The sequence below is a fragment of the Nostoc flagelliforme FACHB-838 genome (genome assembly GCF_014698065.1).
Lineage (GTDB): Bacteria > Cyanobacteriota > Cyanobacteriia > Cyanobacteriales > Nostocaceae > Nostoc > Nostoc flagelliforme_B.
On sequence record NZ_JACJSI010000002.1, the window covers coordinates 62898 to 85415 of the forward strand.

Sequence of the window (22518 nt, forward strand, 5' to 3'; positions counted from 1 at the left end):
TTACCGCCTACTCCATTACTTCTCGCTTTGTGCATTTTTCACTCGGAATCGGGTTTAGGGTAAAGGGTACTGGGTTTGGGTTAAAGGTTTTTTCTTTCCCTTTTTCCTTTTCCCTTTTCGCCAAAACCCGAGAAGTATTGCCCCCTACTTTCTAGTACAGATGCGATTAACGCGTCTCTCCCTAAGCGAATAAATTTTAGCGTAGCTTGAGCGGAGCTAATTTTTTGGGAATACTATTTATTGTTGGTGTTTGCTGGTGGGGAATAATTGACGTATGAATTTGCTGCGACTGAGAATGCATCACCTAATCGAGCAGTTAGGCGATGACGATTTGCAAGACATTTGGAACGTTCTTGAAGGTTTATATTATGACTTTTATATGCTCAAAGCGATACAACAAGTTAAGCGATCGCAGCAACCGTGGGATATCTTAACCCATGAAGAAGCGGTAAGACTGTTGATGTTTTTTTGATTCAGCAGCGCTTTCTTTTCTTGTGCCAGTGGCCCCTCAAGTTTTGGTTAAGGAACGCCTAGTGAGTCTGGAAATGCGCTATGCCAGGTCTTTTTTGCTAGACCTGAAGAATTTAGAACCTGCCGCCTACGAGCGGGTGCATGATTTTGTGTTTATTGAGTTAGCCCAAAAGTGGCAGTTAACCGATTTAAAAGAGCTACGACAGCTAGATAGTGAAGGCATTTTTCACCGCTTTACCCTCGATAATTATCTGATTGGTATAGAAATTAGAGGTGAAATTGTGAAATTTCTGCGTGTCATCCCTATGCCAGATGTTTAAAGTGAAGAGTCAACAGGACACTTAAAACTGTAAACTGTATAACGCTAGGCAGGGATCGCTATAACCTTCCATTAAACTGGTTTTTGAAAAACACTTTATTTGAGATTTCCCTATGGATGCTAGGGCACTTTGGCAACGATACCAAAACTGGTTATATTTCCACGAGGGATTGGGACTGTACTTAGACATAAGTCGAATACGGTTCGATGATGCCTTCGTGGATTCCTTGCGTCCGAAGTTTGACAAGGCGTTTGCGGATATGGCTCAACTGGAGAAGGGTGCGATCGCAAATCCTGACGAGAACCGCATGGTTGGACACTACTGGCTGCGAAATCCTGATTTAGCGCCAACTCCAGAACTTACACAAGAAATTGTCCAAACCCTAGAACAAATCGAAGCCTTTGCGGAAAAAGTCCAAACAGGTGCTATTCACCCTCCCGGAGCAAGCCGCTTCACGGATATTATCTCCATTGGCATTGGTGGTTCCGCCCTCGGCCCCCAATTCGTCGCTGAAGCTCTCGCTCCTGATTTCCCGCCCCTGAAACTTCACTTTATCGATAACAACGATCCAGCAGGTATTGATCGCGTTATCAATCATCTACGAGATAGCCTCGCCAGCACTTTGGTATTGGTGATCTCCAAATCTGGGGGAACACCGGAACCTCGTAACGGCATGATTGAAGTTAAAAAAGCTTACGCCGGAAACAATTTGGAATTTGCTCAATATGCGGTAGCAATTACCAGCGTTGATAGCAACCTTGATAAACTGGCCAAAGATGAAGGCTGGCTGGCCAGATTTCCCATGTATGACTGGGTAGGAGGACGCACCTCAGAAATGTCAGCTGTGGGGTTAGTACCAGCCGCATTGCAGGGCATTGATGTTCGTGCCATGCTAGATGGCGCAAAAGAGATGGATGACGCTACCCGCGTCCCAGATGTGAAAAATAACCCAGCAGCCTTACTTGCTTTATCTTGGTACTTTGCAGGTAACGCAAAGGGCGAAAAAGATATGGTTGTCCTACCTTATAAGGACAGCTTATTTTTATTCAGTCGCTATTTGCAACAACTGGTGATGGAATCCTTGGGTAAAGAAAAAGACTTAGACGGCAAGGTTGTTTATCAAGGCATCGCCGTTTATGGCAACAAAGGCTCAACAGATCAACACGCTTACGTCCAGCAATTACGCGAGGGTGTAGCCAATTTCTTTGCTACCTTCATCGAAGTGTTGGAAGATCGTCAGGGGCCATCTACTGAAATAGATCCGGGAGTTACATCAGGCGATTATCTTTCCGGTTTTCTTCAAGGAACCCGACAAGCGCTTTATGAAAATCACCGCGATTCGATCACAGTCACCATTCCCCAAGTTAATCCCCGAACTGTAGGGGCATTAATTGCTTTGTATGAACGTGCTGTTGGTTTATACGCTAGCTTAGTTAACGTCAACGCCTACCATCAGCCAGGGGTAGAAGCTGGCAAAAAAGCTGCTGCCTCTATTCTCGATTTGCAAACACGAGTAGTAGCAGTGTTGCAAAAAGAAAAAGCTCCCATTTCTCTTGACGAACTCGCCGAGAAAGCAGGCGCATCAGACCAAGTTGAGGCAATTTACAAGATTTTGCGTCATATCCATGCCAATCAGCGAGGTGTAGTTTTGCAAGGTGATCTTCAGAAACCCGGTAGTTTAAAGGTTTCTGCTAGCTGATAGCTCTAGTTTAAATATCACATTTTGTCCATAATTGTTGTATCAGCAACAATTTTTTTGTGAAGCATCCTAGATAGAAGATATATCTTCCCTCTAGGATGCTTTGTCGTAAGTTGCGTTAACTTGTTTTCAGCTTTTTTTGCGATCGCACTTGGCATTCAAGACAGTCGCTACTATTGTTCTTAACTGAATTGTATTGCTCTATAACCAATTTATTTGTTGCCAAGATTTGTAAAAAATGGTCTACCTTAATCGATTTTAGTTAAAAAGAGTTTGAGAATTGATTAGGGTCTAAATTAGCAGGAAATAATAAAATTTCCTTGCCTTCTAAATTTGCCTTTTGGTGGAGCAAAATTGCCTTTCCCAAAGAACAATATTTAATTGGAACCCATCTGTCGCTATAAAAGTAGACAGTTACTCGGCTCATTGCATACTCTTTCAACGGCAATGGAAGAGACCAGGACGAGTCCACAGTTTGAACCTTACCTATTGAGTCCATGCTTTGAACCTCAGCTAATAAGCATATATACTTTCACTCATTAGGATGATTTAAGGTAACTGTCATAAGTAATAAGAATCTGCCTTTAAATTGTATCTTTAGATAAAAGTTAGAATAATTAGAACTGACCAGGAGATACCAGGTAAGTAGGTCAACACGGATCATTTTTGGTTGCAAAATTACCAGTCTTACTGTTAAAGTCACTGAAAGCCGAATTATTGATCAACTTTTCATTTGTTAATGTGCAAAGGAAAGCTAGTAAATCATTTTTTCACTTACGAAATCCAAAGACTTGTTCACGAGTATCAAATATTCGTTAACGGAGTTCAAAATTATGAATTACCCAAAGCGGTGCAAGTGTTTACCTTAATCCTCCTACTGCCAAAAAAGTTTCCACGATTCGTCCCAATACTTCTTGGTTAAAGGGAAAAGGGAAAGAAAAAACCTTTAACCGAGAAGTCAATACATATAATTTAAAATCCTGCCAAACGATGTGAAGGTTTCAAACTCAGGGATGATGAGTAATTAGCAACTAAATTGACAAAATAACACTATAAAGAGTGATATTTAAGCGATAGATAGCGCTTGTAAAGGACTAAAGGGCATGATTAAATCTTGGATGGTGATTGGAGGGGTGGCTTTCTTGGTTGCTTTAGCAGCTAATGTAATTACGCCTAGCGATCGCCAATGGTTCAAGCGCTTACAACGACCGAGATGGCTAACTTTTGAAGGTGCGATTCCTATTATCTGGACTGTAATATTTATTTGCGGTGCTTGGTCGGCTTATATTGTCTGGGAAAAAGATCCAGGAAGCACCTCAACCTGGTTAATCATGGGTTTATACTTGCTTTTAGAAATTGTAACCATTGCCTATACACCTGTAATGTTTAAGCTTCGCAGCCTGAAAGTCGGTACAATTCTTGGTGCCACAGGTTTTATCATTTCTGCTTTATTGATACTTGCAGTCTTAAGTATTTCTGGTTGGGCAGCACTATTACTAGTTCCTTATTTACTGTGGAGTCCCATTGGTACTTATACCACTTGGCAGATGATCAGTCTCAATCCTCAAGATGCCTAAGATTCGCACCAGGGAATGATTAAACATATAGCCTAAATTGTCAAACTTGCAGTGTATGACTTGACAAAATACACAAGCGAGAGTGCATTATGATTCCATCTTGGATAATAATTGGGGCTGTAACTTTCTTTGTCGCCCTTGGTAGTTTCTTCATCACACCGCGTGATGTTAAATGGTTTGCAAATTTAAGTCGCCCGCGTTGGCTAGTTTTTGAGCCGTTGATTCCAATTATCTGGACTGTGATTTTTATTTGCGGTGCAGCTTCAGCTTATGTTGTCTGGGAAAAAAATCCTGGAAGCCCAATTACTTGGCTACTAATGGCTTTGTACCTCTTGGTGGAAATTATCACCGTTGCCTATATACCTACAATGTTGAGGTTTCGCAGCCTGAAAATTGGGGAAGTTCTTGGGCTAATCGGTTTGATTTCAGGCGTTGTCCTCGCAATCTGCGTTTTGCCGATTTCTCTAATGGCGGCGCTGTTACTCCTTCCTTATCTAGTCTGGACTCCTATTGGTACTTACACTACCGACGAGTTAAAAGAGTTGAATCCTCAAGATGCATAATGCATCTATACAAGCCGCCCATAACGTGCTGTCACAGGATTGGCTGGATTAGATTGATTATTCAGCCAAGCCCACATTTGATCGCCAATAGAAAAATGCCACCACTCTCTAGGATTGCGTTGAAAGCCGACTTTTAACATCACATCTTGCAATAGCTGACGGTGAGCATGATACTTTTGAGCTTCTGGGCGATCGCTATTGGCATAGTAATCAGGGTGCGATCGCTCTGACATTTCATCAATGGGCGAACCCATATTTACTATTTCCCCTGCATCATCTACTAGCGTCACATCCACCGCCGCACCTGTACTGTGAGGAGGAGGAGTTTTTTCATCCAAACTTGGTACAGCCCAAATTGCATAAACCGCTTCCCAAATCTCTTGGCGCTGGTTTGGGGATAATTCCACATCAGTTAATCCCCTATCCCGCACTGCTTGGGCGAAGCTGTAATCTACCATAAACTGCTGGACTGCTACTGGGCGATAAGCGTCAAAAATTTGGATACGCCAGTTTGGATGCAACAGTTGAAGATAATTTTGCGCTTGGATCAAATTTTCAATAACGCTTTGACGGAGATAATAAGGGGAGCGATCGCCATAAGTAGCACCTAATTTTTCATAAGGATGGGGAGATTCCACCGCAAACAATTCTAAAGGAATTGCCATTAGCGGTTCACCACACTCAAAAATCGGGATTTTATGATAGGGCCTCATCTAGTCAGCCACACAGGACTTACGGATTTTAATGCAAGCATAGCATTCTGCGTAACGAGTCTCTTCTTTCTCTGTGTCCTTGACGCCTCTGTGTGCAATACCAATTTTTCTGAATCCTGAACAGTAAACCAAGTCTATGGTGTACACACAAGAACTTTCGTTCAGAACACGAGAACTTTCGTTCAGAACACGAGGACTTTCGTTCAGAACAAGAGGACTTTCGTTCAGAACACGAGGACTTTCGTTCAGAACACGAGGACTTTCGTTCAGAACACAAGCCCATTCGTTCAGAACACAAGCCCATTCGTTCAGAACACAAGCCTTTTCGTCCAGAACACAAGTCCTTTCGTTCAGAACACAAGTTTTGTGTAGAAATCTCTACTTGCTCGCCGTTGGGTAATTTCATTGTGTATGAATATGCCCTAACAGATTTCAAATTTTATCATTAACGGTTAGTTTTATTTAAATGCTCAATCAAAACCAAACACCCTTATTAGATGCCTTAAAAGCCAATGCAGCAAGACTCCATGCACCTTTTTACACCCCAGGACATAAACAAGGTGAAGGAATTTTTCAACCCTTAGCTGATTTATTTGGTAAAGCCGTCTTTCGCGCTGATTTAACCGAATTAGCTGATTTAGATAATCTCTTTGCACCCCAAGGCGTTATTCAAGAAGCGCAACAACTAGCAGCAGCAGCTTTTGGCGCGTCGCAAACATGGTTCCTTGTCAATGGTTCTACCTGTGGGATTGAAGCAGCTATTCTCGCTACCTGTGGCACAGGCGATAAAATCATTCTGCCTCGCAATGTCCATTCATCTGCGATCGCTGGTTTAATTCTCTCCGGTGCAATACCAATTTTTCTCAATCCTGAATACGATCCAGTTTTAGATATTGCCCATAGCATCACGCCCAATTCTGTACAATCTGCACTGCAACAACATCCAGACGCTAAAGCAGTGTTGACAGTTTACCCAACATATTACGGCGTTTGCGGAGATTTGAGTGCGATCGCCAACATTACACATCAATACAATATCCCTTTACTTGTAGATGAGGCACACGGCGCTCACTTTACCTTTCATCCAGAATTACCCACTCCAGCCTTAGCAGCAGGTGCTGATTTAACTGTACAATCCATCCACAAAGTACTTGGTGCAATGACACAGGCATCAATGCTGCACATCCAAGGTAATCGGATAGATGGCGATCGCATCAGTAAAGCTTTGCAACTCGTACAATCTACCAGTCCTAGTTATTTACTTTTAGCTTCTTTAGATGCAGCGCGTCAGCAAATGGCACTCCACGGAAAAATGCTGATGTCTCGCACTTTGCAACTAGCTGATGAAGCTAAAACCAGAATCAGCCAAATTCCTGGCTTATCAGTCTTACAAATTTCTAGCCCCCCTTATCAAGGGGGGTTGGGGGGATCTCCTGGCTTTACGGCTTTAGACGAAACGCGATTAACTTTGACTGTTTCTAGTTTAGGTTTAACCGGATTTGAGGCAGATGAAATTCTGGATGAAAAATTCGCTGTTACTGCTGAATTTGCATCACTGCAACATCTCACCTTTATTATTAGTTTAGGCAACACCCCTGCCGATATTGAGCAACTAGTACAAAGTTTTACCGCTCTTGCCAAAGAATATCGCCGAACCAACTTAACTGTTAAAAGCGATCTTTGGCAGGATGTTTTCACTACACAGTGTCATGCTTTACATTTTTCTCCCCGTGAAGCCTTTTTTGCTGTCAGTGAAATACTACCTTTGATACAGACTAGTAAACGCATCTGTGCCGAAATCGTCTGTCCCTATCCCCCAGGAATTCCCTTGTTAATGCCGGGAGAAATCATCACCAAACCCGTTCTTGACTATCTGCAACAAATCCAGGCGATGGGGGGATTTATTAACGGTTGCAATGATACAAGCTTCAAAACTCTGAAAGTACTGAAAATTTAATTTTTGTCCTCCCAAGACTCTTCACCTTCTACAATAAAGATAGACTTTATTGAGATTTGTATAGTTGGGGATAAGCTGTCATGGCTCCCGCCGTTTTCATTCAAAATTTGCAAAAACGTTACGGTACAGTAGTTGCCGTCGAGGATGTTTCCTTTCAGGTAGAACCAGGAGAAATTTTTGGTTTACTTGGCCCCAACGGTGCTGGGAAAACTACTACCTTGCGTGCTTTATGTACACTTACCACACCGGATGCTGGCAAAATAGAAGTATCTGGCATCTCTGTGTTAGATAATCCGAGATTAGCAAGACAACGACTAGGCTACGTAGCTCAAGAAGTCGCTATAGATAAGGTGCTGACTGGAAGAGAACTGCTGCAACTGCAAGCCGCACTTTATCACCTCCCAGGCACAGTAGCCAAACAGCAAATTGAGACTGTATTAGATTTACTTGGTTTGCAAGAATACGCCAATAAAAAGACAGGAACCTATTCCGGCGGTTTACGCAAGCGCCTAGACTTGGCTGCTGGGTTACTCCATTCACCGGATGTTTTAGTCCTAGATGAGCCAACAGTAGGGCTTGACATAGAAACCCGATTTGTGGTTTGGGATTTCCTGAGAAAATTACGCGCCTCTGGGACAACGGTAGTAATTACCAGCCATTACTTAGAAGAGGTTGACGCTTTAGCCGATCGCGTAGCAATTATAGACCGCGGGGTTGTAATTGCAAATGGCACACCTTCGCAATTAAAAGATCAAGTAGGCGGCGATCGCATCACTTTGCGAATCCGCGAGTTTTCCCCCATTGAGGAAGCCGAAATTGCCAAAAACCTCTTGCAACCTTTGCCGTTTGTGCAAGAAGTGATCATCAACAGCGCTCAAGGTAATTCCCTCAATTTGGTGGTAACACCTCAGAACGATGTTTTGATTAACATACAGCAAGCACTGAACGCTGCTAGCTTGCCAATTTTTGGCATAGCCCAATCTCGTCCCAGCCTCGATGATGTTTACCTCGCCGCTACAGGACGCACACTGATGGATGCAGAACTGGCAGCCGTTGCCACTCGCGATCCCAAGGCTGAGAAAAAGCAGAATATGAGATAGGGGCAGGGAAAGCAGGGGAGGCAGAGGAGGTAGGGGAGGCAGGGGAAGAAGAACGAACTATTAACCAATCCCCAGCCCCCAATCTAAAATTCAAAATCCAAAATCTAAAATTGCTATGAGCGTTACTCCTAAATCTGATATCAATTGGCAGCCGTTAGCATCCCCACAAGCAGATGCTAATCCTGCACCTAACTTTTTCCGTGAATTGGTACAAGAGACGTTGGCCTTAACTCGTCGCTTGTTTATTCAGTTGCAACGGCGTCCCTCCACATTGGTTGCCGGAATTATTCAGCCGGTGATGTGGTTGGTGCTATTTGGTGCTTTATTTCAAAACGCACCCAAGGGATTGTTCGGCAGTACGACAAATTACGGTCAATTTTTGGCTGCTGGAGTAATTGTGTTTACAGCCTTTGCTGGGGCGCTGAATGCTGGTTTGCCTGTAATGTTTGACCGCGAGTTCGGCTTTTTGAATCGTTTGCTGGTAGCACCGTTAGCATCACGCTTTTCTATTGTCTTTGCTTCGGCAATCTTTATCATCAGCCAAAGTTTGTTGCAAGCAGCCGTGATTGTTGCAGCAGCAGCGTTTATTGGGGCTGGATTACCAGATGCAACGGGTTTATTTGCGATCGCTCTAATAGTCTTTCTCTTAGCTTTGGGTGTAACAGCAATCTCTCTCGGTTTAGCTTTTGCTCTACCCGGACACATTGAATTGATTGCAGTAATTTTCGTTACTAATCTACCATTATTGTTTGCAAGTACTGCTTTGGCACCTCTATCCTTTATGCCTCAATGGTTGCAGGTTGTGGCTACTCTAAATCCTCTTAGCTATGCAATCGAACCCATTCGCTATCTGTATCTCCATAGTAGTTGGGAACTAAGTAGCGTAGTCATGCAAGCTCCTTGGGGTGATGTTACCTTCGGGGGAGCGTTACTGGTATTGTTTGGCTTTGCCGTTGTCGCCTTACTGAGTATTCAGCCCCAACTGCGGCGAACTCTTGCCTAAAGAGATAAAATAGAGCAATTTTAGGGTCAAAATCTCATGAAAAAACCATTTTTACAAATTCCTAGACTCATTGTCGCTACCCTGGCAGGGATTAGCTTTGCTTCCTTGCTCATAGCTCAACCCAGTTCGGCTCAAGTCAGCAGCCCAGCTGATGCTTTTCCTAGTAACAGTACAACAGACCAAAATACCGATCCTTTTTCCCGTTCAAACTCAGACAACTTCAATATGTTTGACTTGATTCATCGGGCGAATTTCGGGTCTCTCAACTGGAATTCTGATCAACAAAACGAACAACTAAACTCAGCAGCAGATGCCTTTAGAGAAAATCAACGAAAATTAATAGAACGTCGTCAACAAGAGCAAGCAACCCCCGGTTTGCCATTAGTTATACCACAACCAGTTCCACCAGCATCAGTTACACCAGCATCTGGTAACTGAATTTTAATAAAGAACCCCAAGCCCTTTAGGGTTTGGGGTTGAAACTACGCTTTTAAAAAATCCTTAGTTATCAGGTAAAAAACTACAGCCCAAGTACAGCCAAAACATCGCTAGCATGAGTGGTGGTATTTACACTGCTGTCAACATGGGTAATTTTGCCGCTGGGGTCAATTACGTAGGTGACGCGCTTGGCATAACCACCGCCATCCACATCGAAAGCTTTGATGAGGGATTTGTCGCTGTCAGCCAATAGAGGAAAATTCAAATTATATTTTTGGGTGAATGCCTGATGGGAGACTTCATCATCAGCACTGACTCCCAAGATTACAATATCTTTACCTTGATATTGAGCCTGGGCATCCCGAAAACTACAGGCTTGCTTGGTGCAGCCTGGCGTGTCATCTTTGGGGTAAAAATACAAAACAACTGTCTTTCCCCTCAAATCAGATAACGAGACTGTGTTGCCGTTTGTATCTTTGGCGGTAAATGCAGGTGCATCCGTACCAACTGCTAGAGGCATAATTAACCTTTCCTGTTTCAGATTGTTGATGCACTTGAAATTTTACATTAATTTATAATGTTTAAATATAATTACTAAAAAATAGCATAACTATAATTTAGGTAACTAATTTTGCTTTAATGAGGTATCTGGTACAAGAAAAAATATATTAAATTAATCTTTATTAGAAGAAAAATTTCTCCCCATACACAATGCCTGCTGTTTATTCCCAAAACCCAAATATTTTTATCTATCCTCAAAGCACAGTAGAAAGAGCCGAGCGATCGCTAGTGTGTTCACCCTTTAATCTATCTTTATTTGAAGTCATGGGACACCAGAGTGTGTCATTAACTGCGATCGCCCTGGAAAATGGGCTCAAGCAGGGCTATACTAAGCGCCCTTTATCAGAATTAGCCTGTGATAACGCCTTGGGCTGGCTAATTCAAGTGGGTGTATTGCGGCGAGAAGTCGATGGACAGGGGATTACAGATAGTTTTCGCCTCACTCCCTTGGGTCGCCAGTTAGTGGAACAATACCAAGAAAAAAATTGGCGTACTCCTTCATGGCGCGATCGTTTATACGATGCTGTAACTCGTTGGTTGCGGATACCTTTTTAGAATAAAAAACCAAAGAGTTAGGATTAAGGAATCAAAGGGAACAATATATACGGAAAGATCACATCTATTCATGAAATCTTTACCATAACCATCTAACAGCAATTTGGATGGTTATTGTGAGCATGGGGTATAGAACATTGGGCACTTGTACTGAGCGACTTGTCTTGAGCGCAGTCGAGGAGAGTCGAAGTATTGGGCATTGAGGATGATGTATTAGTTCTTCTCCCTCAGCTCCCTCATTTTCTCAAGATCCTCCATCTCCCCCTGCTCCCCTCTTGTTTGCTCCTAAACATAAAATCTGTATCTTGAAAAACTAAGTGATAGCAACTATGAAATCAATTATGGTAGTGGGGACAACATCCCATGCAGGGAAATCACTTTTAACTACAGCTATTTGTCGTATTTTGTCGCGGCGTGGTTGGCGAGTGGCTCCCTTTAAAGGTCAAAATATGGCTTTAAATGCTTATGTCACTGCCAGTGGTGGAGAAATTGGCTATGCTCAAGCAGTGCAAGCTTGGGCGGCGGGAGTTGTGCCTTGGGTAGAAATGAACCCAATTTTACTTAAACCTCAAGGGGATATGACTTCCCAAGTAATTATTAAAGGCAGGTCTGTTGGTAAAGTAAGTGCCTCAGATTACTACGAGCAATATTTTGAACTGGGGTGGCGGACAATTGAAGAATCGCTACAGCATTTAGGAACTGAATTTGACATGGTGGTTTGTGAAGGTGCTGGTAGTCCAGCAGAGATTAACCTCAAGCACCGCGACTTAACTAATATGCGGGTGGCAAAACATTTAAATGCACCAACGATGTTAGTAGTTGACATTGACCGGGGTGGTGCTTTTGCCCATGTCGTGGGAACCTTAGAATTATTGGAACCAGAGGAACGCGCCTTAATTAAGGGTGTAGTAATTAATAAATTCCGAGGACAGCGATCGCTCCTAGATCCGGGGATAAAATGGTTAGAAGAACGCACAGGTATCCCTGTTGTCGGTGTTATACCTTACTTACAAGAAATGTTTCCAGCAGAAGATTCCCTTGACCTGCTAGAACGTCAATCATCGTCGAATAAAGCCAACGCTGACCTCAACATTGCCGTCATCCGCTTACCAAGAATTGCGAACTTCACCGACTTTGACCCACTCGAATCAGAAAGCACAGTTTCAGTTAAATATTTAAGCCCTAAGCAAGATTTAGGACATCCTGATGCCGTGATCATCCCAGGTACAAAGACCACAATTGCTGATTTGCTACTGCTGCAAAAAAGTGGTATGGCAGAAGCTATCCAAAACTATGCTGCTTCTGGCGGAACGGTTTTAGGTATCTGCGGCGGCTATCAAATGCTCGGTCAAATCATCGCTGACCCTGAAGGGATAGAGGGGCAAGCAGGCAGGTATCAGGGGTTAAATCTTTTACCAATCAGAACTGTAATTACCGGACAAAAAATTGCCCGCCAGCGCCAAGTTAGCTCAAATTATCCGCAACAGGGCTTGCCAGTTAATGGCTTTGAAATCCACCAAGGGCGATCACGCATCGAACAGCAAGGTATAGACCCTCAATCGTACCATGCCCTATTTGACGATATTAATTTAGGATTAGTAGATAGTTGCCAATCGGTGTGGGGAAGTTACCTCCACGGGCTTTTTGACAACGGCCCTTGGCGACGCGCTTGGTTAAATCGCCTCCGTCAACAGCGCGGTTTAAAATCTTTACCCACTGGTGTTGCTAACTATCGGGAACAGCGAGAGCAGATTTTAGACTCTCTAGCAACTGAAGTTGAAAGTCATTTAGACTTAACTCCCTTTTTGTCTTAAATTAAAGTGCATAAAAATCGCACATTTTTTCAATCAAAGTATCATTAGTCATTTGCAAATGACTAATGACTAATGACCAATGACCAATGACTAATAACTAATGATTGTTCGTGTCCACTTTTTACCAGATGATGTCACAGTAGATGCTGAAGTGGGAGAAGCCCTCTTAGATGTAGCAGACCGGGCTGGGGTATTTATTCCCACCGGTTGTCTCATGGGGTCTTGTCACGCTTGCACTGTCGAATTAGAGGATGGAGAGATCATCCGCGCTTGTATTACCGGAGTACCACCACGCGAGGAATTAACAATTAATTTGTTTAGCGATCCTACTTGGTAATGTCAGCGCTGTTATTGACAAGGACTAGTATAGTAAAACAAGTCAATGTACAAACAAAAATCTAATCAATGATTAGATTTTTTTAAATAGACAGTAAGGAATATTTGAACCATTGTTTCTTACTGTGGTGATCGCATTTTTTAATAAAATTAATGCCAAAGAAAATCCGGGAACTGAAGCAAATGCTTTCCCAAGTAGGTTTTACAGAAGTCCCAGGAAAAGGAAGTCATACTAACTGGGTGCATCCCCTTTATAGTGGAAAAATCACGATTTCAGGCAATGACGGAGCAGATGCTAAACGCTACCAAGAGAAAGAAGTGAAACAGGCAATTGAGGAAGTAGAAGGGAAAGAAAAAGATGAGTAAGCTTAAGTACCAAATGATTATTCAGTGGTCTGAAGAAGATAATTGCTTCTTAGTAGGATTCCCTGATTTTCCAGGACAACGCTGGCGGACTCACGGGGATACTTACGAGTTGGCGGTGGCAAATGGAATTGAGGCTTTAGAGTCTCTAATTATTGCTTACAAAGCTGTAGGTGATCCACTTCCACAACCCACAGTAAGTAGAGTGCGTTAACGCGATTGAGTCGATTGAGTCGGTGGTAACTAATGCTGAACAATTTGCGCGATCGCAACTTTTTGGTTTAACAGCAAGAAACTTTTACCCATTGTTTCCTACTGCCTGTTTTTGCTATCTATATCAATTAGCTTTAACATTCAGCGCATATTTTTTAAACCTTTCCAAATCAGCTTGAATCGTCGATTCAACTACCCGCCCCAAAAATAAGTTATCCATAATTTTGCCAATAATGCCAGGGATGGCATAGGAAATAGTCATTTTGACAATACTACTACCGTGGCGATCGTAAAAGCGAATCGCTCCCTGATTCGGCAAACCATCAACCGATTCCCATTGGATAATTTGGTTGGGAATAACTTTGAGAATTCGGGATTTCCAAGTAAATTCTAGACTGCCCGTCTTCAGTTTCCAAAGAGATATATCTGGATTCTCTGGCGGAATTTTTACCGAATCAATCCACTTCATCCACCGGGGCATTTGCTCTAAATCAGCCCAGAGGCTCCATACTAAATCTATGGGAGCCTCTACTTCTACCTGTACAGTATGCTCTAACCAATCTGACATTCTCTCTTCTTCCTTCTCTAGGAGATGCTTTGCGTAGCTTGCTTCTTTGCAGGAGTACGCATTCTTTGTGGCTTTTGCGGTTCCTTATCTCTTCAAACTCTCCAAAATCACTTTTGCCGCCCGCCGCCCAGAAATAGTCGCACCTTCCATGCTGTCGATATAATCTTGCTGTGTATAGCTCCCTGCAAGGAAGAAATTATCTACTGGTGTTTTCTGGTTGGGACGGTACGCATCCATCCCTGGGGCTTCTCGGTAGAGCGACTGAGCAAGTTTTACCACACTGTACCAAGTCATATTTAGCTCCCGCGACGAGGGAAACAGTTCATGGACTTGCTTGAGGACATGCTGTGCGATCGCTTCATTACTTTGGGCAATAAACGGATCTCCCGGTGTCAGCACAAGCTGTAACAACGACCCCTCTCCTGGGCGATAATAATCAGCAGGGCTAGTCAACGCCAAATCAGCAAAACACGAAAAGTCAGCATCGGCTGTGTAAAGTAAATTATCGATTCCCGCCGCGTGATTTAGCTGTTTACGTTGCTCTTCATCGTTCAGTTCTGTTACCCAACCATCGAAGCGTAACTGTACAGTTGCCACTGGCACTGCATCCAGTTTGTAAATATTGTCAAATTCTGACCACTTACGCCACTCCTGGGGTAGGATACGTTGAATTCCTGGAACATCACAGGCAAAAACGTAAGCATCAGCAGTGATAGTTTCTAATGTATCACCTTGGGCAACTACTATACCAGTGACGCGGGTTTGTTCGTCTAACTCAGTAAACTGAATTTCTCGAACTTGTCGGCGTGTATAAACTTTAGTACCTCTAACTTCTAGATATTCCAGAATGGGCTTGTGTAAATATTCGGATGGAGAGCCTTCCAGCATTCGCAGAACTGAAGCTTCAGTTCTGACTGCAAATAGCTGGAATATCGTTAACATACAACGGGCAGAAATATTTTCGCAATCAATAAATCCCAATGCGTAAGCAATGGGGTTCCACAGGCGCTTGATGCTGCCATTACTCCCACCATGACTGCGGAACCAGTCGGCAAAGCTAACTTTATCTAAATTGCGGATGGTTTTCATCGCCCCGTTAAAGTCTACCAATCCGCGAACTATCGGGCTAGTACCCAGAGCGATCGCATTTTGCAGTTTATCCTGCAACGATAGTTGGGAAGTAGTGAAAAATGCCTTTAAGCCATTGAAAGGCGCACCTGTAATAAAACGAAAATCTAAACCACCAGTGCGCCCCCCTTTGTTAATGAAAGTGTGGGTATGTTCCTTGAGGCGTAAGTTTTCTAACACCCCCACTTTTTTCATCAAATCAAATAGTTGGTAGTAGCAGCCGAAAAATACATGCAACCCCATTTCTAGATGGTTGCCATCTCCATCAACCCAACTGCCAACTTTACCACCCACAAACGGACGAGACTCAAAAATCTCTACTTCACAACCAGCATCAGCTAGATCCACTGCGGTTGCTAGCCCAGCCAGTCCCGCACCTACGATTGCAACGCGCATTCCGTCGTTCCTTTTCAGTTTCTTTACAGATTGTAACTGGGTTAGTGTCGGAATTTGCTACTTAATATCAACTCCTTCAGCATATTAAGGTTGGGTAATGTCGATACTAAAACCTCTTTGATCGCTTCTTTTAGTCTCGACAAATGACCAGACGCGAGAAAAACGCGTCTGTATCAGCTAGACAAACTCTTGTCCATAGCGGCGACTCAAAAAAGTATCATAGCTATTTTTTTGGCAGCAAAGCAGTTATCTCGATAAGTCGTGAAATTAACTTCTTACTTATTTGCATCTTTACTGTCATCGGAGACAGGCAAACTTCTAATCAGTTCCCGAATCACGTCGGTTGCCGGTCTACCTGTTTGTTGGCAATATTTTTCTAGTTTTTCCGCTTCCTGTGTTGCGAGATTTACTGTTATACGTTTTACGGCCCATTTTTTATTTGTCATTATCATGCTATCTGCTGTATATTTAGATGGTCGAAAGAGTCAAAGTTAAAGAGTGAACCGATAAGGTTATCAGAGTTTGTCTCAGTAAACAAGTAATATCATTAATATTAAAAATGTTCGTTTTGTCAAAGTATTCATCATTTGCTAAAAAATCAAAAAACTACACTTTATTTGTTACTACTGTAAAAGTCGAAATAGCAGATACTTGCTTTTGAAGATAATAACCCTACTAACAGCATGAGTAAAGCCTGACAATTAAGTTTGATAAATGAATTTGAGATACCTACTGTTGGCTCAATAAAGATTTCCAAAGTTATTCTCTATTGAAAGCATTTGACCTTCTCTCTTAAACAAGTTGGCTAAACTAGCTTAGAGAGAGCATCTGGCACAAGACCAGAAAATAAAGCTTTAGAATCATTATCATGCTGAAACGCTTGCTTCCAGGCTGTTTTGAGCGGTGTATATGGATAGTGAATAGTCACTTAGAAAGTAGATAAACAAGCGATCGCTCTAGAACAAACCCCCATTTGCATCCATTATTGTAACCAAGAGGTTAAAAGCTAGTTGAACGATTATAAATTTTGCTTATCTTGATCAAGGTGATTGCTTTTTGTGCTAATAAAGTAGCCAAAAAAAAGGGGGAAAAACTCAGTCTACTTGGTATAAACAACGAAATCTTTGATAAAATTTAACAAGATTGTCTGTAATTTTACACAGGTAAATGAACTTATCATAGATATGATGTTATTTGACGGTTGACGAATAATAGTATTTCAATTTTGTTTCATGTTTTTACACTAACTTCTTGTAAATATGCAACAAAATTTTGCATATTTTGTATTCGCACCCTGTCGATATTGTCTGTTTTCTTAGCATTAGATTTTTCCCATTATTTATGTTTAGTTGTCTGGAAATTATAAATCATTCTTAGCCACTTGAGGTGCCAAAAATCGACAATAAACATTTTGCTATATCTAAATTAAAGATATAAACTGCTAATGAAGAAATTTTGATTTCAACAATTTAGTATTTATAAACTATGCCCATGAAATCGTTTTCATACTTCATTGTTTTCACTGATGTATTTATTATAGCTATGATTTACACACTTTAAATAATCTTCATTTAGACACTAAATAACCTAATTTACATACTTTATAAAAAAATTACAAAGAAACAGATGCACATTTGAACTTTTGCTTAATGATATTGTTATATAGCAAGATGCTAAACTAAAAAACTTGTTAAAAAAAAGATTCAGAAATCTAAGTGCCTCAACTAGGTTAGATTAAACTGAATTTTGTAGATAATTTTCTATAAGTTTTAGTTATTTATACCTATAAATATTAAAATAAAATTACTGAAAAACCATAAAAATACAGATACTTCATGAAATTGAGATGAAGTTAACCTCTAATGATTGGTCGCTTATTGGTATTAACATATATAAATGTGGATTAAAAATTGCTACGTCCTAATAGGTATGCGGATGAAGAGGGTTGAGCAAAGCCGCAGACGCTCCGCTTCCGGTTGATAGACTGCCTACAAGAGATGGGGCGGGCATATACAGAGGCGAAAATTCTGAGTAATTTTTCCTTCACTCAATGCTCATTGGTAAAGAGAAGAGGGGTAAAATCTTCCCATTTACCTTTGCATAATACAGTTTCAGTCAATATCTAAAATTAGATACACATCAACTTAATTTCTTATTCCCACAAGTTGAGATTGAGGATTGTGGCAATTCATGCAACTATTCAAAATTTAAGTTGGGGCATCAGTTGAAGAGTGCCAAGACCTAAATCTTTAGGTGGAAGCGATCGCGCTTCAAACAAAGCCATCATATCTTTTAACTGAGGATTGCCACGCGAGGCTCCCGTTAGCCCTTTAGCAATGATTAAGCCACAGTAGCCCTTAGTATTTTTACACCGTTGATTCCATTTTTTTCGGGCTTCTACATGAATAGGATCTGCATCTAGAAATTCACCAAATAGGAATAATTCGCCATTCTGAGTTTGTAATAAACCTAGGTCGTAGCGATCGCCGTCGAAGGGATCGGTACCAGGGTTAAAGCAAATTGCTCTCAGTCCGCCTGCTGTTTCAATTCTTTCAATTACAGTTTTAGCCTTGGGCCGGGAAGTTTGAATTAAAATCACTGGCAAACCGTCACCCACTTGCTTGATTTCACCAGCCTCATGGTAGCTGACTCCCTTTCGTAGGGACTCCAACATTTCCCAGGACACTACACCTAAGCTGAGAAAGGAATCCTCTGGTATCAAGTCATCTTGCAATGGTTGGAAATCAACATTGTCAATTTCCTGCTCATCGAGATCAAAGCTTGCCATTTCCTCTAATTCTGTGGCTAGCTGCGGCATGGTAGAGACTGTCACAGGCAGAGATTTAGTTGATTCTTCAGACTGCGGCAGAGAAATGCGATAGCGACGGCTAAGGCTAGGGAAGATATCTTCATGAAGTTGGCGACGGTGATCGCGAACAAAGCGGCTCAGACTTTCGATCGCCACCAACATTACCAGTGCTTCTTCGTCATATAAAACAGACCTTAGTCCTTCTAAGGGGTGGATATTACCGAAAGTGGGGTCAATTTCTGATAATGGCAGATCCGCCAAATCACCTTCTTCATCCTCATCTTCACTGCTTTCGTCAACACTCTCAAAAGTGAGAAACAGGCAATCTTGTTTAAGAAAGGCTTCTTCTAGATGCTCCGTTGATTCTTCATCTGTTAAAACTGCGGCGCGAAACTGTTTTAAAGACTCTTCTGAGCGATAAAACAAAATTCCATACTCCATTCCCAGCATTCCCATAACTGAAGCGTAGAGTGTGCCAACATCCCACTTATTAATCTCGATTGACAAAATTTGCTGTTCTTCCAAAAATTCCCAAGGTGCTGCTTGCCAAATCGCAAATGCTTTCTCTCGCAGGATTTGGGCATACTGTGGCGGTAAGTCGGGAGTTTGACTATCGAGGATGTCGGCAAATCCACGAAATAGTTCATCAATTAAAGGCAGTTCTGGTGCATAGTCAATGGCGATATCTAAATCTTGCAGTACTCCCCGCAGGTAAAATTGGATTTCGCGGTCTTTGACTACAATTCTTTGGGGTCTGGCAGGTCTTGCCGGACTTTGGGGATGCTCCATTGCTTGCATTAAGGTGCGAACGATTGCTTCTGGGCCGATCTCTGAAGCTACGACATCCATTCCTCGAACAATACCCTGGGAGTAATCTACCCAAAGAATGCATTCTCCCTTAGACTCTGAGTCTGAGTACTGGCTTGGTGATGACAACGGACGGCGATCGCCCTCCCATACAGAAGGAATTTGAGCTAATTTCTTCAACCGACGACTGGTAGAGCGATTAAAACTTGTCATAGAGATCAAAGAAAGCAATTTGGAAGTAAACTTTGGGGAATAGCTAGCCTCGGATTAAATCTAGCCTCGAATGAAAAATGAAATTTTTATGGCTGCACCTGAAGGGTGGTTGCTTCTCAGGTTGCCGCAAGGCTGGAACTTCAAGAATACCGAATGTATAAACACACAGAGTCTATCAATTCTAGAATAAAAATTTTTGGCTGCTTTTGACGGAGTGTTTACAATTTGGCATCTAGCGGCATCTAAGCCGCTAGAATGAATACAAAAACACAGAAGTTTTAAAAACTTCGATACTCATAGCGGCTAGAACAGTCGTTTAGCTTGTGAACTGGATGCCACCGACGCTTCCAGCTTTGTTCCAAAAAGAAAAAGTTAGCTATGGGTAGGATTTTAGATCGTCAACCCACAGGCATTAATCAGCCGATACAGGGTAACGCTTAGACTAAATTAAGGAGTTGAAAAAGCAGATGACACAAGCAATTCAGTCTCAACAACGCGGAATTCTGTTGAGCGAATCCGCATTGCACCAGGTAAAATCCCTCCGGGACAAGCAAGGCACCGACTTCTGCTTACGGGTAGGAGTACGTCAGGGTGGCTGTTCTGGGATGTCTTACATGATGGACTTTGAAGACACTAGCAAGATCACCCCTCAGGATGAAGTTTTTGACTATGATGGCTTCAAAATTGTCAGCGATCGCAAGAGCCTTTTATACCTCTACGGTTTAATGCTCGATTACAGTGATGCCATGATTGGCGGTGGTTTCCAATTCACTAACCCCAATGCTAACCAAACTTGTGGTTGCGGCAAGTCATTTGGGGTGTAATATTGTCATTTGTCATTTGTTCGTTGTCATTGGACTAAAGACAAATGACAAATGACCAACGACTAATGACTCATGATTAATTTACTATGACTCAAACAGTTGAATCCCTGTTTGATACAGGTTTAGAACGCTATAAAGCTGGAGAATCGGTAGAATCTTTAATCCCTGTGTTTAAAGAAGTGTGCGATCGCGCTCCTAAAACTAGTGCTGCTTGGGTTTGTTTAGCCTGGTTGTATCTACTCGATAACAAACCCAACTTAGCTTACAAAGCTGGACAGAAGGCAGTCAAGTTAAATCCACAAGATCCCCAGGCAAGAATAAATCTCGCCTTAGCAATGCTAGAAACAGGCCAAAAAGGTTTGCGGGAACACATTGACATTGCACAACAATTAATTTTTGTCAATGAAGAATGGAGTGATGAAATAAAAAATAGTATTGAAGACGGTTTAAGTAGAAAACCAGATTGGAAAAGTTTGACAAAAGTCAAAAATTGGTTATTTGAAGGGTAGAAGATGGGGGCTGTGGAGTAGGGACTAGGGACAAGGGGACAAGGGGACAAGGAAAAATTATTGAATGGTCTCTTTCTTCTCTACCTTGTTTTTTGTTAAGTTTTTCTTTCTCCCCCTGCCCCCAGCTAATAGCCCCCCTGCCTACACCGCGATAGGATATTTTTTTATTTGGAAGTCCCTAATACAAATTCCCCATTCCAATCATGAAAGATAAATTATTAAATTGGCTAAACATGGTTTTAGTCGCGGATGTTTTTTTGGTTTTCTTTGGCTTTGCTTGGCTAGCGATCGCAGCGATCGGTGATGCGGCAGGAGTAAACCTGGGTTTGGATTTGTGGCATAAACTGTGGCAACCCGTTTTTAATCCAGCGATCGGCATTCTCATGGGCGGTGCCATTCTCAGCGGTATTATCAGCTGGGTTTCCAGAAAATTTCTCTCTAGTCAATAGATTGGGTATGGGGGATTGGTTTAACCGCATCTTCCTAATCTCCCCACTCCCTTTTAATTAAGAATTTGTGTTAGCGCTGATTGCAAATTTGGGTATTTGTACTCAAAGCCTGTCTCCAGCGTGCGCTTGGGGATGACTTTCTGACCTTCTAAAACTACTATAGCCCCGTCTCCTAAAAGAGCTTCAATTGCAAAAGCAGGAACAGGCAACCAAGAAGGGCGATTCATGACTTGTCCCAGAGTTTGGCTTAAATCTGCCATTTTGACTGGGTTCGGGGCAGTGGCATTATATACATCTTCTATTTCCGGTTTAGTTAAAGCTTGCACAATTAAGCTAACTAAGTCGTCTACGTGAATCCATGAAAACCACTGATGCCCACTGCCAATAGGCCCACCAGCGAAGAGTTTAAAAGGCGGAATCATCTTACCTAAAACGCCACCATTACCTAAAACAATCCCAAAACGCAGAATTACCAACCGCACACCAGCATCTTGTACCTTTCTCGCTTCTGCTTCCCAGGCTTGGCAGACTTGGGCGAGAAAATCGTTACCAGATAGACTTGTTTCATCAAAGGTTGCCGTTTCACTGGTGCCGTAGTAGCCAATAGCCGAAGCGTTAATTAACACAGTTGGTTTGGGGTTAGCGTTGGTTATTGCTTCAACTATTTTTTGTGTACCTAGCTTCCGGCTATTGAGGATTTCTTGTTTGCGTTCTGGTGTCCAGCGTCCTTCACCAATGGGTTCTCCTGCCAGATTAACTACGCCATCACAACTAGCGATGACACTTTGCCAAGAACCAGAAGCATTTGGTGTATAGGAAACAATTTCTAGATTTGGGAAAGCCCCAGATGGAAAAACCTTTTGAGCAAGAGCAGTATTCCGAGTTAATACCACTATTTTATGACTTTCTCCGTGGAGTCGTTGTACCAAAAGATTACCGACAAATCCTGTTGCTCCAGTAATTGCGACTTTCATTTTCTACCTCAGCCAAACCTTTATTGTAAAGTTTTTGATCAAACTTTCAGCTTACGGCACTTTCCTTATGGATAGAACAGATGTAAATGCCTGATTTCAAAAACTTTGCTTTTTGAATGACTTTCCGTTTAGATACTTCGGTATTATAGGATGGACGG

General features: G+C 42.2%; 24 protein-coding genes. 17 read left to right on the top strand and 7 right to left on the bottom strand.

Annotated elements, in window-relative coordinates; all coding sequences use genetic code 11:
• Positions 1–274: 274 nt before the first annotated feature.
• The 5 genes from H6G97_RS01435 (at position 275) to H6G97_RS01455 (ending at position 4630) form a co-directional block, all read left to right on the top strand.
• Positions 275–472, top strand: coding sequence for a hypothetical protein (locus H6G97_RS01435; RefSeq protein ID WP_179067621.1), 198 nt, complete (start codon positions 275–277; stop codon positions 470–472).
• A gap of 61 nt (positions 473–533) precedes the next feature.
• Positions 534–791 (top strand): cytotoxic translational repressor of toxin-antitoxin stability system, encoded by a 258-nt coding sequence (locus H6G97_RS01440; protein ID WP_099102182.1) that lies wholly within the window; start codon positions 534–536, stop codon positions 789–791.
• A 112-nt stretch (positions 792–903) separates the two neighbouring features.
• Positions 904–2490 carry a glucose-6-phosphate isomerase gene (locus H6G97_RS01445; protein WP_190938960.1) on the top strand — a complete coding sequence of 529 codons (1587 nt, stop codon included), beginning with the start codon at positions 904–906 and terminating at the stop codon, positions 2488–2490.
• A 1103-nt stretch (positions 2491–3593) separates the two neighbouring features.
• Positions 3594–4067 (top strand): TspO/MBR family protein, encoded by a 474-nt coding sequence (locus H6G97_RS01450; RefSeq protein WP_190938961.1) that lies wholly within the window; start codon positions 3594–3596, stop codon positions 4065–4067.
• 89 nt (positions 4068–4156) lie between these two features.
• Positions 4157–4630, top strand: a complete 474-nt coding sequence (locus tag H6G97_RS01455; RefSeq protein WP_190938962.1) for a TspO/MBR family protein — start codon at positions 4157–4159, stop codon at positions 4628–4630.
• A 5-nt stretch (positions 4631–4635) separates the two neighbouring features.
• Here H6G97_RS01455 and H6G97_RS01460 read toward each other — a convergent pair whose 3' ends face one another.
• The gene (locus tag H6G97_RS01460) at positions 4636–5343 is read right to left on the bottom strand and encodes a M15 family metallopeptidase (RefSeq protein WP_190938963.1); all 708 of its coding nucleotides are present in this window, start codon (positions 5341–5343) and stop codon (positions 4636–4638) included.
• Positions 5344–5809: 466 nt separating this feature from the next.
• On the opposite strand from H6G97_RS01460, the gene H6G97_RS01465 reads away from it, so the two are divergent.
• The 4 genes from H6G97_RS01465 to H6G97_RS01480 all read left to right on the top strand — a co-directional run bounded on the left by H6G97_RS01465 (position 5810) and on the right by H6G97_RS01480 (position 9841).
• Positions 5810–7300 carry an aminotransferase class I/II-fold pyridoxal phosphate-dependent enzyme gene (locus tag H6G97_RS01465; protein ID WP_190938964.1) on the top strand — a complete coding sequence of 497 codons (1491 nt, stop codon included), beginning with the start codon at positions 5810–5812 and terminating at the stop codon, positions 7298–7300.
• Positions 7301–7380: 80 nt separating this feature from the next.
• Positions 7381–8400 carry an ABC transporter ATP-binding protein gene (locus tag H6G97_RS01470; protein ID WP_190938965.1) on the top strand — a complete coding sequence of 340 codons (1020 nt, stop codon included), beginning with the start codon at positions 7381–7383 and terminating at the stop codon, positions 8398–8400.
• Between the two features lie 115 nt (positions 8401–8515).
• Positions 8516–9403 (top strand): ABC transporter permease, encoded by an 888-nt coding sequence (locus H6G97_RS01475; protein WP_190938966.1) that lies wholly within the window; start codon positions 8516–8518, stop codon positions 9401–9403.
• A 36-nt stretch (positions 9404–9439) separates the two neighbouring features.
• On the top strand, positions 9440–9841 hold the full coding sequence (locus H6G97_RS01480; RefSeq protein WP_242054776.1) for a hypothetical protein: 402 nt from the start codon (positions 9440–9442) through the stop codon (positions 9839–9841).
• Between the two features lie 82 nt (positions 9842–9923).
• Here H6G97_RS01480 and H6G97_RS01485 read toward each other — a convergent pair whose 3' ends face one another.
• Positions 9924–10361: a peroxiredoxin gene (locus tag H6G97_RS01485; RefSeq protein ID WP_190938967.1), complete on the bottom strand. Its 438-nt coding sequence runs from the start codon at positions 10359–10361 to the stop codon at positions 9924–9926.
• Positions 10362–10552: 191 nt separating this feature from the next.
• Between H6G97_RS01485 and H6G97_RS01490 the strand changes: the two genes are divergently transcribed.
• From H6G97_RS01490 to H6G97_RS01510, 5 genes are all read left to right on the top strand, one after another.
• A complete protein-coding gene (locus H6G97_RS01490; protein ID WP_190938968.1) occupies positions 10553–10957 on the top strand; it encodes an Npun_F0494 family protein in 405 nt (134 codons plus the stop codon).
• Between the two features lie 329 nt (positions 10958–11286).
• Entirely contained in the window at positions 11287–12771 is a 1485-nt protein-coding gene (cobQ, locus tag H6G97_RS01495) for a cobyric acid synthase CobQ (protein WP_190938969.1), read from the top strand.
• Between the two features lie 100 nt (positions 12772–12871).
• Entirely contained in the window at positions 12872–13108 is a 237-nt protein-coding gene (locus H6G97_RS01500) for a 2Fe-2S iron-sulfur cluster-binding protein (RefSeq protein ID WP_190938970.1), read from the top strand.
• 152 nt (positions 13109–13260) lie between these two features.
• Positions 13261–13473 carry a type II toxin-antitoxin system HicA family toxin gene (locus H6G97_RS01505; protein WP_190938971.1) on the top strand — a complete coding sequence of 71 codons (213 nt, stop codon included), beginning with the start codon at positions 13261–13263 and terminating at the stop codon, positions 13471–13473.
• On the top strand, positions 13466–13684 hold the full coding sequence (locus tag H6G97_RS01510) for a type II toxin-antitoxin system HicB family antitoxin (protein WP_190938972.1): 219 nt from the start codon (positions 13466–13468) through the stop codon (positions 13682–13684). The genes H6G97_RS01505 and H6G97_RS01510 overlap by 8 nt, the downstream gene beginning before the upstream one ends.
• 123 nt (positions 13685–13807) lie before the next feature.
• On the opposite strand, the gene H6G97_RS01515 is transcribed toward H6G97_RS01510, so the two are convergent.
• The 4 genes from H6G97_RS01515 to H6G97_RS01530 all read right to left on the bottom strand — a co-directional run bounded on the left by H6G97_RS01515 (position 13808) and on the right by H6G97_RS01530 (position 19604).
• Positions 13808–14251, bottom strand: a complete 444-nt coding sequence (locus tag H6G97_RS01515; RefSeq protein ID WP_190938973.1) for an SRPBCC family protein — start codon at positions 14249–14251, stop codon at positions 13808–13810.
• A gap of 84 nt (positions 14252–14335) precedes the next feature.
• Positions 14336–15775 carry a 9,9'-di-cis-zeta-carotene desaturase gene (gene zds, locus H6G97_RS01520; RefSeq protein WP_190938974.1) on the bottom strand — a complete coding sequence of 480 codons (1440 nt, stop codon included), beginning with the start codon at positions 15773–15775 and terminating at the stop codon, positions 14336–14338.
• Between the two features lie 275 nt (positions 15776–16050).
• On the bottom strand, positions 16051–16227 hold the full coding sequence (locus H6G97_RS01525) for a ribbon-helix-helix domain-containing protein (protein ID WP_179067046.1): 177 nt from the start codon (positions 16225–16227) through the stop codon (positions 16051–16053).
• Between the two features lie 1748 nt (positions 16228–17975).
• Positions 17976–19604 (bottom strand): DUF6930 domain-containing protein, encoded by a 1629-nt coding sequence (locus H6G97_RS01530; RefSeq protein WP_190938975.1) that lies wholly within the window; start codon positions 19602–19604, stop codon positions 17976–17978.
• A gap of 467 nt (positions 19605–20071) precedes the next feature.
• On the opposite strand from H6G97_RS01530, the gene H6G97_RS01535 reads away from it, so the two are divergent.
• The 3 genes from H6G97_RS01535 to H6G97_RS01545 all read left to right on the top strand — a co-directional run bounded on the left by H6G97_RS01535 (position 20072) and on the right by H6G97_RS01545 (position 21386).
• A complete protein-coding gene (locus H6G97_RS01535) occupies positions 20072–20428 on the top strand; it encodes an iron-sulfur cluster assembly accessory protein (protein WP_190938976.1) in 357 nt (118 codons plus the stop codon).
• Positions 20429–20514: 86 nt separating this feature from the next.
• Positions 20515–20937 carry a tetratricopeptide repeat protein gene (locus H6G97_RS01540; RefSeq protein ID WP_190938977.1) on the top strand — a complete coding sequence of 141 codons (423 nt, stop codon included), beginning with the start codon at positions 20515–20517 and terminating at the stop codon, positions 20935–20937.
• A gap of 203 nt (positions 20938–21140) precedes the next feature.
• Entirely contained in the window at positions 21141–21386 is a 246-nt protein-coding gene (locus H6G97_RS01545; protein ID WP_190938978.1) for a hypothetical protein, read from the top strand.
• A gap of 53 nt (positions 21387–21439) precedes the next feature.
• Here H6G97_RS01545 and thyD read toward each other — a convergent pair whose 3' ends face one another.
• Complete coding sequence (thyD, locus tag H6G97_RS01550) at positions 21440–22360, bottom strand: thylakoid membrane protein ThyD (RefSeq protein ID WP_190938979.1); 921 nt, start codon at positions 22358–22360, stop codon at positions 21440–21442.
• Positions 22361–22518 lie beyond the last annotated feature (158 nt).

What these genes read in the sequence shown, in the direction of transcription:
- H6G97_RS01435 (WP_179067621.1), top strand. Translation starts at nt 275, where the DNA reads ATGAATTTGCTGCGACTGAGAATGCATCACCTAATCGAGCAGTTAGGC.
- H6G97_RS01445 (WP_190938960.1), top strand. Translation starts at nt 904, where the DNA reads ATGGATGCTAGGGCACTTTGGCAACGATACCAAAACTGGTTATATTTC.
- H6G97_RS01450 (WP_190938961.1), top strand. Translation starts at nt 3,594, where the DNA reads ATGATTAAATCTTGGATGGTGATTGGAGGGGTGGCTTTCTTGGTTGCT.
- H6G97_RS01455 (WP_190938962.1), top strand. Translation starts at nt 4,157, where the DNA reads ATGATTCCATCTTGGATAATAATTGGGGCTGTAACTTTCTTTGTCGCC.
- H6G97_RS01460 (WP_190938963.1), bottom strand. Translation starts at nt 5,343, where the DNA reads ATGAGGCCCTATCATAAAATCCCGATTTTTGAGTGTGGTGAACCGCTA.
- H6G97_RS01465 (WP_190938964.1), top strand. Translation starts at nt 5,810, where the DNA reads ATGCTCAATCAAAACCAAACACCCTTATTAGATGCCTTAAAAGCCAAT.
- H6G97_RS01470 (WP_190938965.1), top strand. Translation starts at nt 7,381, where the DNA reads ATGGCTCCCGCCGTTTTCATTCAAAATTTGCAAAAACGTTACGGTACA.
- H6G97_RS01475 (WP_190938966.1), top strand. Translation starts at nt 8,516, where the DNA reads ATGAGCGTTACTCCTAAATCTGATATCAATTGGCAGCCGTTAGCATCC.
- H6G97_RS01480 (WP_242054776.1), top strand. Translation starts at nt 9,440, where the DNA reads ATGAAAAAACCATTTTTACAAATTCCTAGACTCATTGTCGCTACCCTG.
- H6G97_RS01485 (WP_190938967.1), bottom strand. Translation starts at nt 10,361, where the DNA reads ATGCCTCTAGCAGTTGGTACGGATGCACCTGCATTTACCGCCAAAGAT.
- H6G97_RS01490 (WP_190938968.1), top strand. Translation starts at nt 10,553, where the DNA reads ATGCCTGCTGTTTATTCCCAAAACCCAAATATTTTTATCTATCCTCAA.
- cobQ (WP_190938969.1), top strand. Translation starts at nt 11,287, where the DNA reads ATGAAATCAATTATGGTAGTGGGGACAACATCCCATGCAGGGAAATCA.
- H6G97_RS01500 (WP_190938970.1), top strand. Translation starts at nt 12,872, where the DNA reads ATGATTGTTCGTGTCCACTTTTTACCAGATGATGTCACAGTAGATGCT.
- H6G97_RS01505 (WP_190938971.1), top strand. Translation starts at nt 13,261, where the DNA reads ATGCCAAAGAAAATCCGGGAACTGAAGCAAATGCTTTCCCAAGTAGGT.
- H6G97_RS01510 (WP_190938972.1), top strand. Translation starts at nt 13,466, where the DNA reads ATGAGTAAGCTTAAGTACCAAATGATTATTCAGTGGTCTGAAGAAGAT.
- H6G97_RS01515 (WP_190938973.1), bottom strand. Translation starts at nt 14,251, where the DNA reads ATGTCAGATTGGTTAGAGCATACTGTACAGGTAGAAGTAGAGGCTCCC.
- zds (WP_190938974.1), bottom strand. Translation starts at nt 15,775, where the DNA reads ATGCGCGTTGCAATCGTAGGTGCGGGACTGGCTGGGCTAGCAACCGCA.
- H6G97_RS01525 (WP_179067046.1), bottom strand. Translation starts at nt 16,227, where the DNA reads ATGATAATGACAAATAAAAAATGGGCCGTAAAACGTATAACAGTAAAT.
- H6G97_RS01530 (WP_190938975.1), bottom strand. Translation starts at nt 19,604, where the DNA reads ATGACAAGTTTTAATCGCTCTACCAGTCGTCGGTTGAAGAAATTAGCT.
- H6G97_RS01535 (WP_190938976.1), top strand. Translation starts at nt 20,072, where the DNA reads ATGACACAAGCAATTCAGTCTCAACAACGCGGAATTCTGTTGAGCGAA.
- H6G97_RS01540 (WP_190938977.1), top strand. Translation starts at nt 20,515, where the DNA reads ATGACTCAAACAGTTGAATCCCTGTTTGATACAGGTTTAGAACGCTAT.
- H6G97_RS01545 (WP_190938978.1), top strand. Translation starts at nt 21,141, where the DNA reads ATGAAAGATAAATTATTAAATTGGCTAAACATGGTTTTAGTCGCGGAT.
- thyD (WP_190938979.1), bottom strand. Translation starts at nt 22,360, where the DNA reads ATGAAAGTCGCAATTACTGGAGCAACAGGATTTGTCGGTAATCTTTTG.